A 15,380-nucleotide genomic window follows, 5' to 3' on the forward strand; every position below is an offset into this window, starting at 1 on the left:
TTCATAAAGAAGTAATTTCCAATCTAGAATCCATTCATGGTGCATTACTACGTATGAACCGAAGCATACAGTCTGAAGGAACATTTGGAATAATTAAGTGGGACAGAGCTTATAAACGACTGTTCCGAAAAGGTGAAAAAGCAGTTATTTTGGAATTTACATTGATTTCGTGTGGCTTTAACCTTTATAAATACCATAACAAGAGGAACAGAACCCCGCTTGTTGTATAAAAATATGGCAGAACGAACTGCTTTAGAGCCTGTATTAAGAGAAGGCTTGGTTCGTATACTCATTTTTTCAAGAGAAAGACTATAAAAGATAAAACAAGGTCACTCACATCAGCTAATGTGAGTGACCTTGTTTATTAAGGGAGTTTTTTTACAGCCCCATAAAGTCTAACTTTTAGGGGTCACCACATTATTATCGTGATGATTAACGGGATTTTTTATATGTCAAGTAGTTCGTAGCAACATTAATAATATCCGAATAGCATCATAGTTCTTACTAAGAGCTAAAAACGGGCGTCCCTTATTAGCGATAGTTGTATATTGATACAAATACGACTATGAAATTGTTCCAACGATACTGTTAAGTAAAAATGATGAATTACTGGAATAAAAAGTGAGTAGATAGTCCATAATAATAAGGGAAAGTTAAAACTAGAACGATTAAGTAAAAGTGACCAAATAAGTTCACAATAAGTGTATAAATTGACAAAGTTGACATACTAGTACTTTTTCTATTGAAATAATTTTGTGTATATGTTACTATAATGACATGATAACTGGGAACGGTACCGATAAGGATACCGATAACGTTACTATGAAATGTTTTTTGGAGAAGGAACAGTTCTAGTTACGGAAACTTATTGAAAATGATCCAGGAATCATTACTTTTTTCAAAAGGCATTATACGTCACTGAATCAGAGCCTATTTGGAAGATGTTAATATCAAAAAAGAGGGTATGCAGAAAGGAATGGTGTTATTATGAAAAAATCTAAAAAAATTGTAGCTCTACTTCTTGCAACAGTTATGATTGGTAGTTTGTTTACAGGATGTGGAAAGAAAAACAACGAAAACGACAAAACTAATACGAATGACACAACTAAGACAGAAGACACATCTTCAACAGATACAGCAAATACAGATACATCAACTGAAAAAGTTGATTCTATCTACTTCTTAAACTTCAAACCTGAAATTGCTGAAGTTTATGAAAAGATTGCGAAAGATTATGAAGCAGAAACTGGTATTAAAGTTAAAGTAAATACCGCAGCAGCCGGTACATACGAAACAACTTTAAAATCAGAAATTGCTAAAAAAGATGCGCCAACAATTTTCCAAATCAATGGACCAGTTGGTTACCAAAACTGGAAAGATTATAGCGCTGATATGAAAGATTCAGAATTATACTCACACTTAACAGATAAGAGTTTAGCAGTAACAGAAGGCGAAGGGGTATATGGTGTACCTTACGCGGTAGAAGGTTATGGTATTATCTATAACAACGCTATTATGGATAAATACTTTGCTTTAACTGATAGAGCAACTACAGTTGCTTCAATGGCAGAAGTTAATAACTTTGCTACATTAAAAGCAGTTGTTGAAGATATGCAAGCAAGAAAAGCAGATCTTGGTATTGATGGCGTATTTGCATCAACTTCCATGGCAGCTGGTGAGCAATGGAGATGGCAAACTCACTTAGCAAACTTACCACTATTCTATGAATTCAAAGACAATACAGCTTTTGATAATACTGTTTTAGCAGGACTTGCAGCTAACGAAATTGAATTCAAATATGCTGAAAACTTTAAAAATGTATATGATTTATATACTAACAATTCATGCGTAGAAAAAGGTTTATTAGGTGCTAAAACAGTTAATGATTCTATGGCAGATTTTGCTTTAGGAAAAGCAGCTATGGTTCAAAATGGTAACTGGGCATGGAGTCAAATTAACGAGGTTGATGGAAACGTAGTTAACGAAAATGATATCAAGTTTATGCCAATCTATACTGGAGTAACTGGAGAAGAAACTCAAGGTTTATGTGTTGGTACTGAAAACTATTTCGCAATCAATAGCCAAGTTTCAGAAGCAAAACAAAAAGCTTCTATGGATTTCTTAAACTGGTTATTCACAAGCGATACTGGTAAAGCATATGTAACTAACGATTTAGGTTTCATTGCTCCATTTGATTCATTCACTGATGCTGAAAAACCAAGCGATCCATTATCAAAAGAAGTTTTAGCATGGATGGAAAAAGATACTACATCTGTAGTTTGGACATTCGCGGCATTCCCAAGTGAAGATTTCAAGAACGCTTTTGGTGACGCTTTACTTGAATATGTTCAAGGTGGATTGGATTGGGATCAAGTTGTAACAGTTGTTAAAGAATCATGGAAATCTGAAAGAGCAAAATAAGTTTATCTTTTAAGAAATATTAGATTATCATATAGTTTTTTGTAATAAGCAGGGTGAGTGTGGATAAATCCTCACTCGCCCTTTCTATAACAGAACATACATTTATAATGGCAAAGGTAATTCGATAGCTTCAAATATAAAAGGACAGGAGAGAGGAATATGCACAAAAATTTGAAGAAATACTTTCCGATTTTTGCATTACCTACATTAGCAGCATTTACGATAGCATTTATAATACCATTTATCATGGGTATTTATCTATCTTTCACTGAATTCAGAACAGTAAATGATGCAAAATGGGTTGGTTTTAGCAATTATGTAGCGGCATTCCAGAATAAAGACTTTTTAAATGCATTAATCTTCACAGCAGGATTTACCGTAGTATCCGTAATTACAATTAATATATTTGCCTTCACGTTAGCGTCATTGTTAACAAGAGGAAAGAAAGGGACTAACATATTCCGTACAATATTCTTCATGCCAAACTTAATTGGTGGTATTGTATTAGGCTATATCTGGCAGTTGATCTTAAACGGAATTCTATATAAATTCGGAGTTACATTAACATTTGCACCAAAATATGGATTCTGGGGACTTGTCATCTTAATGAATTGGCAGTTAATTGGTTATATGATGATTATCTATATTGCGGGAATTCAAAATATTCCAAAAGATCTTATCGAAGCATCTAAAATTGATGGAGCGAATAAAAGACAAATTCTTAAAAACGTTACGATACCATTGGTAATGCCTTCTATAACTATTTGTTTATTCCTTACATTATCAAATTCATTCAAGTTATTTGATCAAAACCTTGCATTAACAGCAGGAGCACCATCAAAGAAGACAGCGATGCTAGCTCTTGATATCTATAATACCTTCTATGGTAAAGTAGGTTATGAAGGGGTTGGTCAGGCAAAAGCAGTAATCTTCTTTATCCTTGTTGTTGTAATTGCATTAATTCAACTAAGAGCGACTAGAAAGAAGGAGGTTGAAAACTAATGAAAGTGAAACGTAAAACATCAGACGTAATTATTTTTGTCATTCTTCTTATATTAGCAATTACTTTCTTAGCGCCTATATTCATTGTATTAATGAATTCTTTTAAAGGAAAGTTTTTTATAAGTGATGCACCGTTTGTATTCCCAAATAAACAGACTTTCGTTAATTTTGAGAACTATACAAGTGGTATAGAAAAAACTAACTTCTTAAGTGCTACAGGTTGGTCATTGTTTATAACAGTATTCTCAGTAGGTTTTATTGTTTTATTAACAGCTATGACAGCTTGGTACATTACTAGAGTTAAGAGTAAATTCTCTAATTTACTTTACTATTTATTCGTATTCTCTATGATAGTACCATTTCAAATGGTTATGTTTACAATGACTAAAGTTGCTAACGTGTTAAGTTTGGATAATCCAGTCGGTATTATTGTTATATACGTTGGATTCGGAGCGGGGCTCTCCGTGTTCATGTTCTGTGGTTTTGTTAAATCTGTCCCTATTGAAATAGAAGAAGCGGCTATGATGGACGGTTGTAATCCGATTCGTACGTACTTCTTTGTAGTATTACCAATATTAAAACCAATTTCAGTAACAGTAGCAATCCTTAATGTAATGTGGATTTGGAACGATTATCTACTTCCATACCTTGTTATTGGCTCAGATTATAAGACGATTCCTATTGCAATTCAGTACCTGAAAGGTGGTTACGGTTCAATCGATATGGGTGCTATGATGGCTATGTTAGTATTAGCAATTATACCAATTGTTGTATTTTATCTTGTATGTCAGAAACATATCATTGAAGGAGTAACAAGTGGAGCAGTAAAAGGTTAATCGATACTTAGTAGCTGAACCCTTATAAGTAAAAATGTAGGATTGAGAGGATGAATTTAATGAGAGCAAGTGGAATTTTACTACCGATTACCTCTTTGCCATCAGCATATGGGATTGGTACTTTTTCGAAAGAAGCATATGCATTCGTAGATTTTTTAGAAAAGGCTAGACAGAAATATTGGCAAGTATTGCCTTTTGGATCGACGGGTTACGGTGATTCTCCGTATCAATCTTTCTCAACATTCGCAGGTAATCCCTATTTTATAGATCTAGAGACTCTAATTAAAGAAGGATTACTTACAGAAACAGAATGTGAAAATGTTGATTATGGTGATAGTGTAGAGCAAGTTGAATACGATAAAATCTATCATTCAAGATTTCAGTTACTAAGATTAGCGTACGAAAGATTTCGTACGCTAACAAATGATAACTTTGAAGATTTTTGTAAAGAACAGGAATCGTGGTTAAATGATTACAGTTTATTTATGGCTGTTAAAAACTATTTTGGCGATAAGGGAATCGATGAGTGGGACGAAGACATACGTATTCGTAAACCAGAAACAATAGTTAAATACGAAGAACTCTTAGCGGATAACATCGTATTCTATAAATTTATTCAATATAAGTTTTTTGAACAATGGAATTTACTAAAAGAGTATGCGAATAATAAAGGAATTAAAATAATTGGAGATATTCCTATCTATGTGGCCTATGATAGTGCCGATACATGGGCAAATAAAGAATTGTTCAAGTTTGATAAAGATGGAAAACCAATTGCAGTTGCAGGTTGCCCACCTGATAGTTTCTCAGCCACTGGACAGTTATGGGGTAACCCGCTATATGACTGGGAATATCACAAATCCACAGGTTATGCTTGGTGGATAAAGAGAATAGCATTCTGTTTTAAGTTATATGATGTTGTCCGTGTTGACCATTTTAGAGGATTTGATGAATACTATGCTATACCATACGGAGCGAAAGATGCTGTAATTGGTAGATGGGAAAAGGGACCTGGTATCGATATATTTGAACATATTAAAAGGGCGTTAGGTAATGTTGATATCATTGCTGAAGATTTGGGATTCCTTACTGACAGTTCAAGAAAACTAGTAGCAGACTGTGGATATCCTGGTATGAAGATTATTCAATTCGCATTTGATTCAAGAGAAGAGAGTGACTACTTACCACATAATTATAATAAGAACTGTGTGGTTTATACAGGGACACATGATAATGATACAATTGTAGGCTGGTATAATACACTCTGCGATCAAGATAAAAAGTATGCGACCACATATGTGAATAATCAAAATTCTAAGCCGGAAGAGATTCATTGGGATTATATTAAGTTTACCTTGGCCAGTGTAGCGGATCTTGCGATCATACCAATGCAAGATTATCTTGGACTTGGATCAGAAGCACGTATTAATACACCATCAACCCTTGGTGGTAACTGGGTTTGGAGAATGAAAAAAGATGATATTGATATGAATCTGGCTGATAATATCTGCTATATAACAAAACTCTATGGTAGATAAATAAGAATTGCATTGCTTAAATGTATTATCTTGCATATTATGGAGATTGTTGTTATAATTTCAGTTATACTGAGAATAATTGGCAGAAGTACCTAAACCAGCAAAACTAGGAACTAATTACCAAATAAAAATATGCAGCAAAGGAAGGATATCATGGGTACTATCACAATAAAAGATGTAGCAAAACTTTGTGGTGTAGGTGTCAGCACTGTATCAAGAGCGATTAATAATCATCCGGATATCAATGAAGAGACAAAGACAAAGATTATGAAAGTTATTAAAGAAAACAATTACATACCAAATAATAGTGCACGTAATCTGAAACGTTCGAATTCGAAGATGATTGCGGTTCTAATTAAAGGTATTAGTAATCCTTTCTTTAGTAAAATGATTAAGGTAATAGAAGAAGAAACGCAAGAGAGAAAGTATTCTTTCCTTTTACATAGAGTTGAAGAAAGGGAAGATGAAATCGATATTGCATTAGAATTAGTGAAAGAAAAGAAATTACGTGGAATTATATTCCTAGGAGGATATTTCACACATTCTGAAGAAAAGTTATCTCAGTTAGATATTCCGTATGTTTTATGTACGGTTGGTATTACGGGGAAATGGAGCAAAGAATTATGTTCTTTCGTCGCCGTTGATGACTTTAAAGAAAGTTATAAGATCGTTGATTATCTATGTAAGATAGGTCACAAACGTATTGCTATTATTACAACTAGTTTAGATGATACGAGTATTGGACTTATTCGTTATAAAGGATATCTACAAGCATTAAGGGATAACAATATTGAACCAGACATGAAGTTAGTTAGAAGCATGAAAGATGATATAGAAACCTTCACCATGGATAATGGTTATGTTGTTATGAAGGAACTATTAGAATCGGGAGAAGATTTTACAGCTGTTTTTGCTATATCTGATAGTATTGCAATAGGAGCTAGTAAGGCGATTCTAAACGCAGGTAAATCAGTTCCTGAAGACTACTCGGTTGCTGGGTTTGATGGCCTTGATATAGCATCATATTATAATCCGGCAATTACAACAATTAGACAGCCGGTAGATGAGATAGCTAAAGCAGCAGTAACTATATTATTTGACGTAATTAAGAAAAAAGCAGATCATCAAATGTGCGTTTTCCCAGGGGAATTAATCATTGGACAATCGACTAAGTTGATCTAATTAGAGGATGCTATATAACAATTACTCGATAGAGAGTTATGTTATATAGCATTTTTATGTTGCAATTGTGTTTTTTGTGTGAATAAAGTAAAATATATTGCAACGATGTACTTGTTGTATTAAAATAGAAAAAGTATGACTATATACGAGGGAGTTAGTAGTTAGAGAATTACTTTATATACAAGCTCTCCTTATATTAGAAAGGGGTAATATTATATGAGAAAATTAGCAAAATTTATGGCACTTATGCTAGTTGCTACAATGGCTTTAGCAGGTTGTTCTAAGAAAGATAATAGTGTAACAAAATCTTCAGGAGGTCAATTAGATGCACCTCAAACTGGAGATACAGTAGCAGAAATAGTAGTCAAAGACTTTGGTTCTATCAAAGTTAAATTCTTTGCTGATAAGGCACCTAAAGCAGTAGAGAACTTTGTTACACATGCAAAAGATGGATATTATGATGGGGTAACATTTCACAGAATTATTAATGAATTCATGATTCAAGGTGGTGATCCTGACGGAACAGGAATGGGTGGCGAAAGTATCTGGGGAGAGAATTTTGAAGATGAATTCTCAGATGATTTACTTCCTTTAAGAGGAGCATTATGTATGGCTAATGCTGGTAGTAATACAAATGGAAGTCAGTTCTTTATTGTACAGGCAAATCCTTTTGTACAAGAAGAAGTTGAACAAGCATTAACGAATAATGGATACGAATTAGGAAAAACATACTTAGACTCCTATAAGACCTTTATGAAAGCAGCTTATAATATTGAAACGAGTGATGAACAAGCAAAGTTATATATGGAAAAAGGGGGAACTCCTTGGCTGTTCAATGCACATACAGTATTTGGACAAATCTATGACGATGCAAGTTATGATGTGCTAGATGCAATAGCGAATGTTGAGAAGACTGACGAACAAAATGGTATTCCAGCAGATAAAGTAATAATAGAAACCATTAAGATTTCAGACTATAAGTAACTTCACATACTTTTCAGACCGAATGCTTCACACACCATCAAAAACAATCTTCACGAATTATCTGTCTAGTTGTAGACAATTTGTTGAAGATTGTTTTTTTGATGGTACATTTCAAGGTATTCCGTCTGAAAAATATGATATAAATATTCAAATTATATTTTGCAACAGTCTCTTCTATCAATTATAATTAAATTAATCTAGTATTTCACATATTATACATAAAATATTGCTATTATAAGGTTAAGAGGGTAACAGAAATGATTACTCGATATCGAATCATTCATTTGTTACAATAACAAATGAAAAGAATGAATAAGTAATAAAGAATACATTAGAAAGGATATGTTCACAGAAGTGATTGAATTCTAGTGATACGTAAAGGGTGGTTTGTATGGAAAATTTGAAAATACTTGTTGTTGATGATGAAAGCAGAATGAGAAAATTAGTTGGTGATTTCCTCACTAAAAAAGGCTATGAAGTTATAGAAGCAGAAAATGGAGAGCAAGCAGTTGATTTATTCTTTCAAAACAAAAATATTGCGCTTATTATACTTGACGTTATGATGCCTAAGATGGACGGTTGGCAAGTATGTCGAGAGATTCGTCAATATTCTAAGGTACCTATTATTATGCTTACGGCTAAGAGTGATGAAAAGGATGAGTTACTTGGTTTTGAATTAGGAGTGGATGAATATATCTCTAAGCCATTTAGCCCAAAGATACTTGTGGCAAGAGTAGAAGCTATATTAAGACGTGCGAATGTAGTAGAAGATGTTTTATCTGTTGGGGGGATTTCCCTTGACTTAGAAGCCCATCAGGTTAAGATAGATGGGGAGTCAGTTGAATTAAGTTACAAAGAGTTTGAACTCTTAACGTACTTTGTTAAAAACAAGGGAGTTGCACTATCAAGAGAAAAGATCCTTAACAATGTATGGAACTATGACTATTTTGGTGATGCAAGAACAATTGATACCCATGTGAAGAAGTTAAGAAGTAAACTAGGAGATAAGGGGGACTACATCAAGACTATCTGGGGTATGGGTTATAAATTAGAGGTGAGTGAATGAGACATTCAATAAAGTTCAAGATTACAGGGCTTATCACCATCCTAGTCATTGGGGTTGTCCTACTTTGCTGGGGAATGAATAGAGGATTCTTGGCAGATTATTATCAATATAGTAAAGTTAAGAAATTAGAAGATACGTATAATAAGGTTCAAATGATATATAAAACCGTAGAAGAGAAAACTAGTGAAGATATTGATGATACTGAGGTTTTGGATACAAAAAATCTATCGTTAGAGAGATTAGGGACAAATAATAATATTAATATCTATGTGTTTAGTAATGATATTATGTATTCGGTAAATATCTTCGGACAAACAATGGTAAATCTCCCGACAGATTATCCAGTGAGTCAAAGCATCATTGAACAACAACAGGAACAGTTAAGAAATCGTGTACAGATCTACCTATTTGGACAAAATACAAAAGGTAATGTAATGAGAAAGCTGTTAAGAACCAAAAATTATGGAATATATAAGGTATATGATGAAAGAATGGAATCGTACTACATTGAATTGTTTGGTTCCTTAGATAATGGATATTATGTATATCTACGTTCTAACTTTGAGAGTATACAGGAGAGTGTTCTTATAGCAAACAAATTCCTTGCATATGTGGGTGTGGTAGGTGCACTTTTAGGAGTATTCATTACGCTGTTTGTAAGTAATTCTATCACTAAACCGATTCATCAATTATCGGGTATAGCTAAGAAGATGGCAAACCTAGATTTTGATGTGAAGTACCCGGTTTCAACAAAAGACGAGATTGGAGAGCTAGGTACAAGCATTAACACGTTGTCGGAAAAGTTAGAAGAGACGATTTCTGAATTAAAGAGTGCTAACAATGAGTTAAAGTCAGATATTCAAAACAAGATTCAAATCGATGAGATGAGAAAGGAATTCTTATCAAATGTTACCCATGAACTAAAAACACCAATTGCTTTAATTCAAGGGTATGCAGAAGGTTTACTAGATAACATAAATGATGATGAAGAGAGCCGCAACTTCTACTGTGAAGTTATCATTGATGAAGCCTCTAAGATGAATGAGATGGTTAAGCGTCTACTTAATCTAAATCAAATAGAATTTGGTAATAACCAAGCGAATATTGAACGTTTTGATATAGTAGCTCTGATTAATGGTGTTATTAATTCAACGAATATCCTAGCGCAGAAGAAGGAAGCCAAAGTATTATTCAAGGAAACAGAACCAGTTGTTGTATGGGCTGATGAGTATATGATTGAAGAAGTAATTACGAATTATGTAAGTAATGCATTGAATCATCTTGCTTATGATAAGATAATTGACATTAGGTTGCAGCAAAAACAGGATTGCATTCGAGTATCTGTATTCAATACAGGCGATCCTATACCAGAAGAAGATATCGATAAGATATGGATTAAATTCTACAAGGTTGATAAGGCTAGAACAAGAGAGTATGGTGGAAATGGCATCGGCTTATCTATTGTAAAAGCTATTATGGCATCACACAATAAAGAATGTGGTGTAATTAATCATGAAAATGGAGTAGAGTTCTGGTTTGAATTAGATACGAATATATAAAAAGAACAATAGTATATTAAACATTAAAAACAATCTAAGTTCCTTATGTATTAAATAATTATGATATAAAATCAATAATTGATACATGAGGAATCATAAGATTGTTTTTTATGTACAAAAGAAAAAATAGGTAAAACAATGCATTGAAATTTCTCTTATAACTTGTTAATATAGTAGTGTTATAGTGTAAGGGTATTGTGACTGTTTATTTGACTTGCTTTTTCTTGGAGTGTATGAGTAGTAACAAGATAATTACGAAGATTAAATGAAATATGCAATTACAATAGATAGAGATGGAGGAGACGCAATGAAAAAGAAAATCTGTTTGCTTGCAATTATGTCGGTATCAATTATGCTCTTATCAGCGTGTTCAAGTACTAAAACATTAAAAGAGGAAGATAATGCAATAATTGCGCAATACATAGCAGGAAGCGTATTAAAATTTGACACGTATTACACGGATGGATTGGTGTATGCTTATCAAAGACCATCTGCTGACGGGACGGCAGCAGTGGATACGGTACAAACTGTTAAACTAAGTGATAAAGTAGATTACACCAATAAGGTAATCAATGCAGAAGATACTACAAAGGTAGAGAATTCTAATTCAAACGAAGAGGTTAAGGAAACATATAGCAAGTTATCAGATATCTATAAGAATAAGAATTTAAGAGTAGATTACAAAAAGTATACAACGACAACTAGCTATACAGGAGATTATAGTGAGCAGGCTTTTAATGTCGAAGCCAAACCAGGAAATCAATTAGTAATATTAGAATTCAAAATGAAAAATAGTAGCAAAAATAAGCAAACAATTAACCTAATTCGATCTGGGATAACTTATGAATTAAACGTTGATGAAGAAGTATATTATCCGATTTTATCAATAGTTTCAAATGATATTCAGCAGTTTAACTCAACGATTGCAGCTGGTAAATCAAAGAATACAGTATTGATTTTCGAAGTACCAAAAGAATCAAAAATGAATAATGCAACGCTAACCGTAACTAACGTTGACAAAGTTAGCCTAGTTACAGTAAAATAAAGAAATTGATATTAGGGGAAGTAGTTAATAACGGAATATGTTATATCAAAGGAGTAAAGTAAAATGGGTTTTATTGAGAAGAAGAGAACAAAATTTTTAGCCTTACCGATATGTTTTACAACATATACAATTACAGATGAAAAAGTTACAATAAAAAGCGGATTTTTAAGTATTACCGAAGATGATGCGTATATGTATAAGATTCAAGATGTACGTTTGAAAAAAAGTTTTATGGAAAGAATTTTTAAAATCGGTACAGTAATCTGTTATACAGGAGATACTACGCATCCTGAGCTCGAGCTTGTTCATATTAAAAAAGCAGCAGAGATTAAAGATTATATTATGGCAGCATCTGAAGAAGCAAGACGTAAGAGAAGAACAATGCATACTCTAGATATAGATGTTGCTGAATTAGATGAAGAGCAAAATAATGAATAATAAGAGAAATAGAAGTAAATAAAAATCTATCTTGATTAATATAGCGCTTTAGAAGCAATTACACTATACTAATTAAGATAGATTTTTTTTGACCTTTGATATTAATAAAGTGGATAAAATTACACATATCATTGATACAAGAACAAATAAAACGCTTACTTATCACAGTATAATGATGCTATCTCATGTAGAGGCAACATATAGTATGAAAACAAGGAGGATAACATAATGTCGAAAAAGATAACGGTAGCAATTGCAGGGTTAGGAAACCGTGGTAAAGATGCGTATGCTACTAAACAAAAGTTGTTTACTGATATGATGGAAATAGTAGCAATCGCGGATATAGATCCAAGTAAAGTAGAAGAAGTAGCAAAGGAATATCATATAAAACCGGAATGTTGTTTTACCAGTGCAGAAGAGATGATGGAGCAAGAACAATTAGCAGATGCACTGTTTTTATGTACCCAAGATCGTCAACATGTCAGACATGCAATTCCTGCGTTACATAAAGGATATGATATTTTATTAGAGAAGCCTGTTTCACCAGATCTAGAGGAATGTAGGGAGATAATTAAAGTTGCAGAGGAGTGCAAACGTAAAGTAGTTGTATGCCATGTGCTACGATATACACCTTATTATATGAAACTTAAGGAGATATTAGATTCTAAAGTAATAGGTGAAATTGTGTCTGTTCAAGCGAGTGAGAGTGTTGGATACTATCACCAGGCACATAGCTTTGTAAGAGGTAACTGGAGAAATTCAGAGGAGACAAGTCCTATGATTCTTCAAAAATGCTGTCATGATATGGATATTCTATTATGGCTGACCGGGAAAGGTTGCAAGTCCATTTCCTCATATGGTAGTTTGAATTATTTTAAAAAGGAAAATGCACCAGAAGGTGCAACCCTTCGTTGTCTTGAGGGGTGCAAGGTAAAGGATTGTTGCCCATATGATGCAGAAAAAATCTATATAACAGAAAATCCGTTTGGAGTTGCGAGGGGAAATACTCGGTGGCCAAATAATGTTTTGGATCTTCATCCATCAGTAGAAACAATAACAGAAGCGTTAAAAAAAGGACCATATGGAAGGTGTGTCTTCCATTGCGATAACAATGTTGTGGATCATCAGGTTATTAATTTATTAATGGAGGATAACACAACAGTGAGTTTCACAATGTGTGCGTTTACGAAAGATAATGTAAGAGATATTAAAATCATGGGTACGATGGGCGAAATCGTAGGGAATATGGAAAGCAATTTGATTCGGATCATGCCATTTGGTAAGGAAACTATGACGATTGATGTAAGAAATAATGTGAATCCATTGTCTGGACATGGTGGGGGTGATGAAGGAATTATCAAAGAATTTCTAGAGCTTTTAATTGAGAACAGAGAGCAGAATGCAAATGGCTCTATTACAACATTGGAAAAGTCTGTAGAGAGCCATTATATTGCTTTGGGGGCAGAACGTTCCAGATTAGAAGGAGGTCGCCCTGTTACTGTAGAAGAAATGCGTGGAGTTTAAAAACTTTTAATGGAGAGGGCATATTCTGTTGGGGTCATATGGTTAATCATTTTGAATTTCTTAGAAAAATAGTGAATGCTTTCAAATCCAAGTAGACAGGATATTTCCGTAAAGTTCATACTTTCATTGCGGATATATTCCTTGGCCATTTCCATCTTCATACGGTTGAAATGTTCTATTACACCATGACCAAATTCTTTAAAAAATACATCTTGCAACTTTGATTTACCGACCATGGTATGTTGACAAATATCTTTAACCGTTAATTTATTATTGATATTTTGTTCCATATAGTTTAATACAGAGCAAAGAATAATGTTTCTATTGTTCTTTTGTTTGATGGAGACATCTCTATCACTTTTCGTGTAGGAGGTGTCTCTTCTATGTAAATCAATTAGTAATCGTTCTAGGTTCTGTTTAATAATTTGAAAAGAACCAAACGGAGCATGGGGGTTTTTAATCATTTTTTCAATGCTAGGAATATTAATGGCGCTCAGATATGCGTCTTTACTCTCAGCGATGATTTGGGCGATTAGCTTCTTTTCATCTTCATTTAGTGTATATTGTTTATGCTCAAAAAACTTCATAGAATCCGACTTGGATGTGAAAGACATAGCAACTAAATTGGGTGCTTTATTCCCAAGTGCACGAATTGAATGGAATTCCATTGGTTTATGAAAAATAAGCATCCCGCTTTCCATAGTAAAGGTTCCGTTGTCAGTTGTAACCTCAACGGTACCTTTATCTACATAAAGAAATTCCCAAAAATCGTGCCGCTCTCCAAGAAATTCAAATCCTATTCTATATTCAAAATAATGAATGGTAATAACAGAATTAATTACAATTTCACATTGCAGAGAAGTCGGTTTATAACCAGAGTTACCAGACATATTGACCACCTTTCTAGTAAGTAATGACAAGTAAATAAAAAACTAGCCAGTTATATAAGTAATTGTGATGTGAATTACTGGATAATAAAATAGATATACTGGACAATATTGAATAGTATAACAGAATCTCTACACAATTTCTATCTTTGCCAAGGTGATATTAATTAGGGAAATAAGTTATGCACCGTAGAATAGTGTCAGACAATAGGTCAGGTATTCAAATATATAATTAAAATTATTGTTGACAGTTATATTTGAATGTGATAATATAAATAAGTTGCCAGAACGAATTGTTTGTATTGTTTGAAACAATTAGAAAAAATACTTGACAATCGTTTTTGAATCGTATATACTGATGAAGTTGCATTTGATACTAATGCTGATGATGAAGCAACAAAGAACATTAGAGAACAAATTTTCACTGTGTTGAAATTTGTTGAAAATGTAAAGTAATGAACATTGAAAATTGAACAGTGAAACAACCCTGAAAATTCTAATCGTATTCACAAGTTTTACTTGATAGAATACGAAAAAGATTTTCAATAAATAAACGAACCGTATCATTGAGAGGAGTTAGCAATAACAAATCAAATTTGATACACCAAGCGAACTTGTTCGCTTTTGTAAATTTATGTCGAAAGACATACGGAAACTAAAAGCCAGTTTTAGGTTAGTAAGTTCTGAACAAAGAGATCAAAATTTTAATTTGAGAGTTTGATCCTGGCTCAGGATGAACGCTGGCGGCGTGCTTAACACATGCAAGTCGAACGAAGCAACTATCTTGCTTGCAAGAGAGTTGACTTAGTGGCGGACGGGTGAGTAACGCGTGGGTAACCTGCCTCATACAGGGGGATAACAGTTGGAAACGACTGCTAAGACCGCATAACCCGCTAGT

The 15,380-nt window shown here is 33.4% G+C and carries 13 protein-coding genes and 1 rRNA gene; 13 read left to right on the forward strand and 1 reads right to left on the reverse strand.

The window, feature by feature from the left end; all coding sequences use genetic code 11:
- The 12 genes from BUB90_RS22645 to BUB90_RS22700 all read left to right on the forward strand — a co-directional run.
- The coding region (locus BUB90_RS22645; protein ID WP_170865571.1) for a transposase at nt 1-230 on the forward strand (230 nt) is incomplete at its 5' end.
- A gap of 757 nt (nt 231-987) precedes the next feature.
- A complete protein-coding gene (locus tag BUB90_RS22650; RefSeq protein WP_073291882.1) occupies nt 988-2,421 on the forward strand; it encodes an ABC transporter substrate-binding protein in 1,434 nt (477 codons plus the stop codon).
- Between the two features lie 159 nt (nt 2,422-2,580).
- Entirely contained in the window at nt 2,581-3,423 is an 843-nt protein-coding gene (locus BUB90_RS22655) for a carbohydrate ABC transporter permease (RefSeq protein WP_073291884.1), read from the forward strand.
- A complete protein-coding gene (locus BUB90_RS22660) occupies nt 3,423-4,259 on the forward strand; it encodes a carbohydrate ABC transporter permease (RefSeq protein WP_073291887.1) in 837 nt (278 codons plus the stop codon). The genes BUB90_RS22655 and BUB90_RS22660 overlap by 1 nt, the downstream gene beginning before the upstream one ends.
- A 59-nt stretch (nt 4,260-4,318) precedes the next feature.
- A complete protein-coding gene (gene malQ, locus BUB90_RS22665; protein ID WP_073291889.1) occupies nt 4,319-5,797 on the forward strand; it encodes a 4-alpha-glucanotransferase in 1,479 nt (492 codons plus the stop codon).
- 153 nt (nt 5,798-5,950) lie between these two features.
- Complete coding sequence (locus tag BUB90_RS22670) at nt 5,951-6,979, forward strand: LacI family DNA-binding transcriptional regulator (RefSeq protein ID WP_073291891.1); 1,029 nt, start codon at nt 5,951-5,953, stop codon at nt 6,977-6,979.
- A 216-nt stretch (nt 6,980-7,195) separates the two neighbouring features.
- On the forward strand, nt 7,196-7,963 hold the full coding sequence (locus tag BUB90_RS22675; protein ID WP_073291894.1) for a peptidylprolyl isomerase: 768 nt from the start codon (nt 7,196-7,198) through the stop codon (nt 7,961-7,963).
- A 391-nt stretch (nt 7,964-8,354) separates the two neighbouring features.
- Complete coding sequence (locus BUB90_RS22680; protein ID WP_073291896.1) at nt 8,355-9,029, forward strand: response regulator transcription factor; 675 nt, start codon at nt 8,355-8,357, stop codon at nt 9,027-9,029.
- A complete protein-coding gene (locus BUB90_RS22685; protein WP_073291898.1) occupies nt 9,026-10,588 on the forward strand; it encodes a sensor histidine kinase in 1,563 nt (520 codons plus the stop codon). The genes BUB90_RS22680 and BUB90_RS22685 overlap by 4 nt, the downstream gene beginning before the upstream one ends.
- A gap of 307 nt (nt 10,589-10,895) precedes the next feature.
- A complete protein-coding gene (locus tag BUB90_RS22690) occupies nt 10,896-11,633 on the forward strand; it encodes a DUF4352 domain-containing protein (protein ID WP_170865572.1) in 738 nt (245 codons plus the stop codon).
- Nucleotides 11,634-11,696: 63 nt separating this feature from the next.
- On the forward strand, nt 11,697-12,071 hold the full coding sequence (locus BUB90_RS22695; RefSeq protein WP_073291904.1) for a PH domain-containing protein: 375 nt from the start codon (nt 11,697-11,699) through the stop codon (nt 12,069-12,071).
- Between the two features lie 228 nt (nt 12,072-12,299).
- Nucleotides 12,300-13,595, forward strand: coding sequence for a Gfo/Idh/MocA family protein (locus BUB90_RS22700; RefSeq protein ID WP_073291906.1), 1,296 nt, complete (start codon nt 12,300-12,302; stop codon nt 13,593-13,595).
- Here the strand turns inward: BUB90_RS22700 and BUB90_RS22705 are convergent.
- Entirely contained in the window at nt 13,592-14,485 is an 894-nt protein-coding gene (locus tag BUB90_RS22705; RefSeq protein ID WP_073291908.1) for an AraC family transcriptional regulator, read from the reverse strand. The genes BUB90_RS22700 and BUB90_RS22705 overlap by 4 nt on opposite strands.
- Nucleotides 14,486-15,187: 702 nt before the next feature.
- Here BUB90_RS22705 and BUB90_RS22710 point away from each other — a divergent pair.
- Nucleotides 15,188-15,380: ribosomal RNA gene (locus BUB90_RS22710) — 16S ribosomal RNA — on the forward strand; the annotation flags it as partial.

This window comes from Anaerosporobacter mobilis DSM 15930 (genome assembly GCF_900142955.1).
Classification (GTDB): domain Bacteria; phylum Bacillota; class Clostridia; order Lachnospirales; family Lachnospiraceae; genus Anaerosporobacter; species Anaerosporobacter mobilis.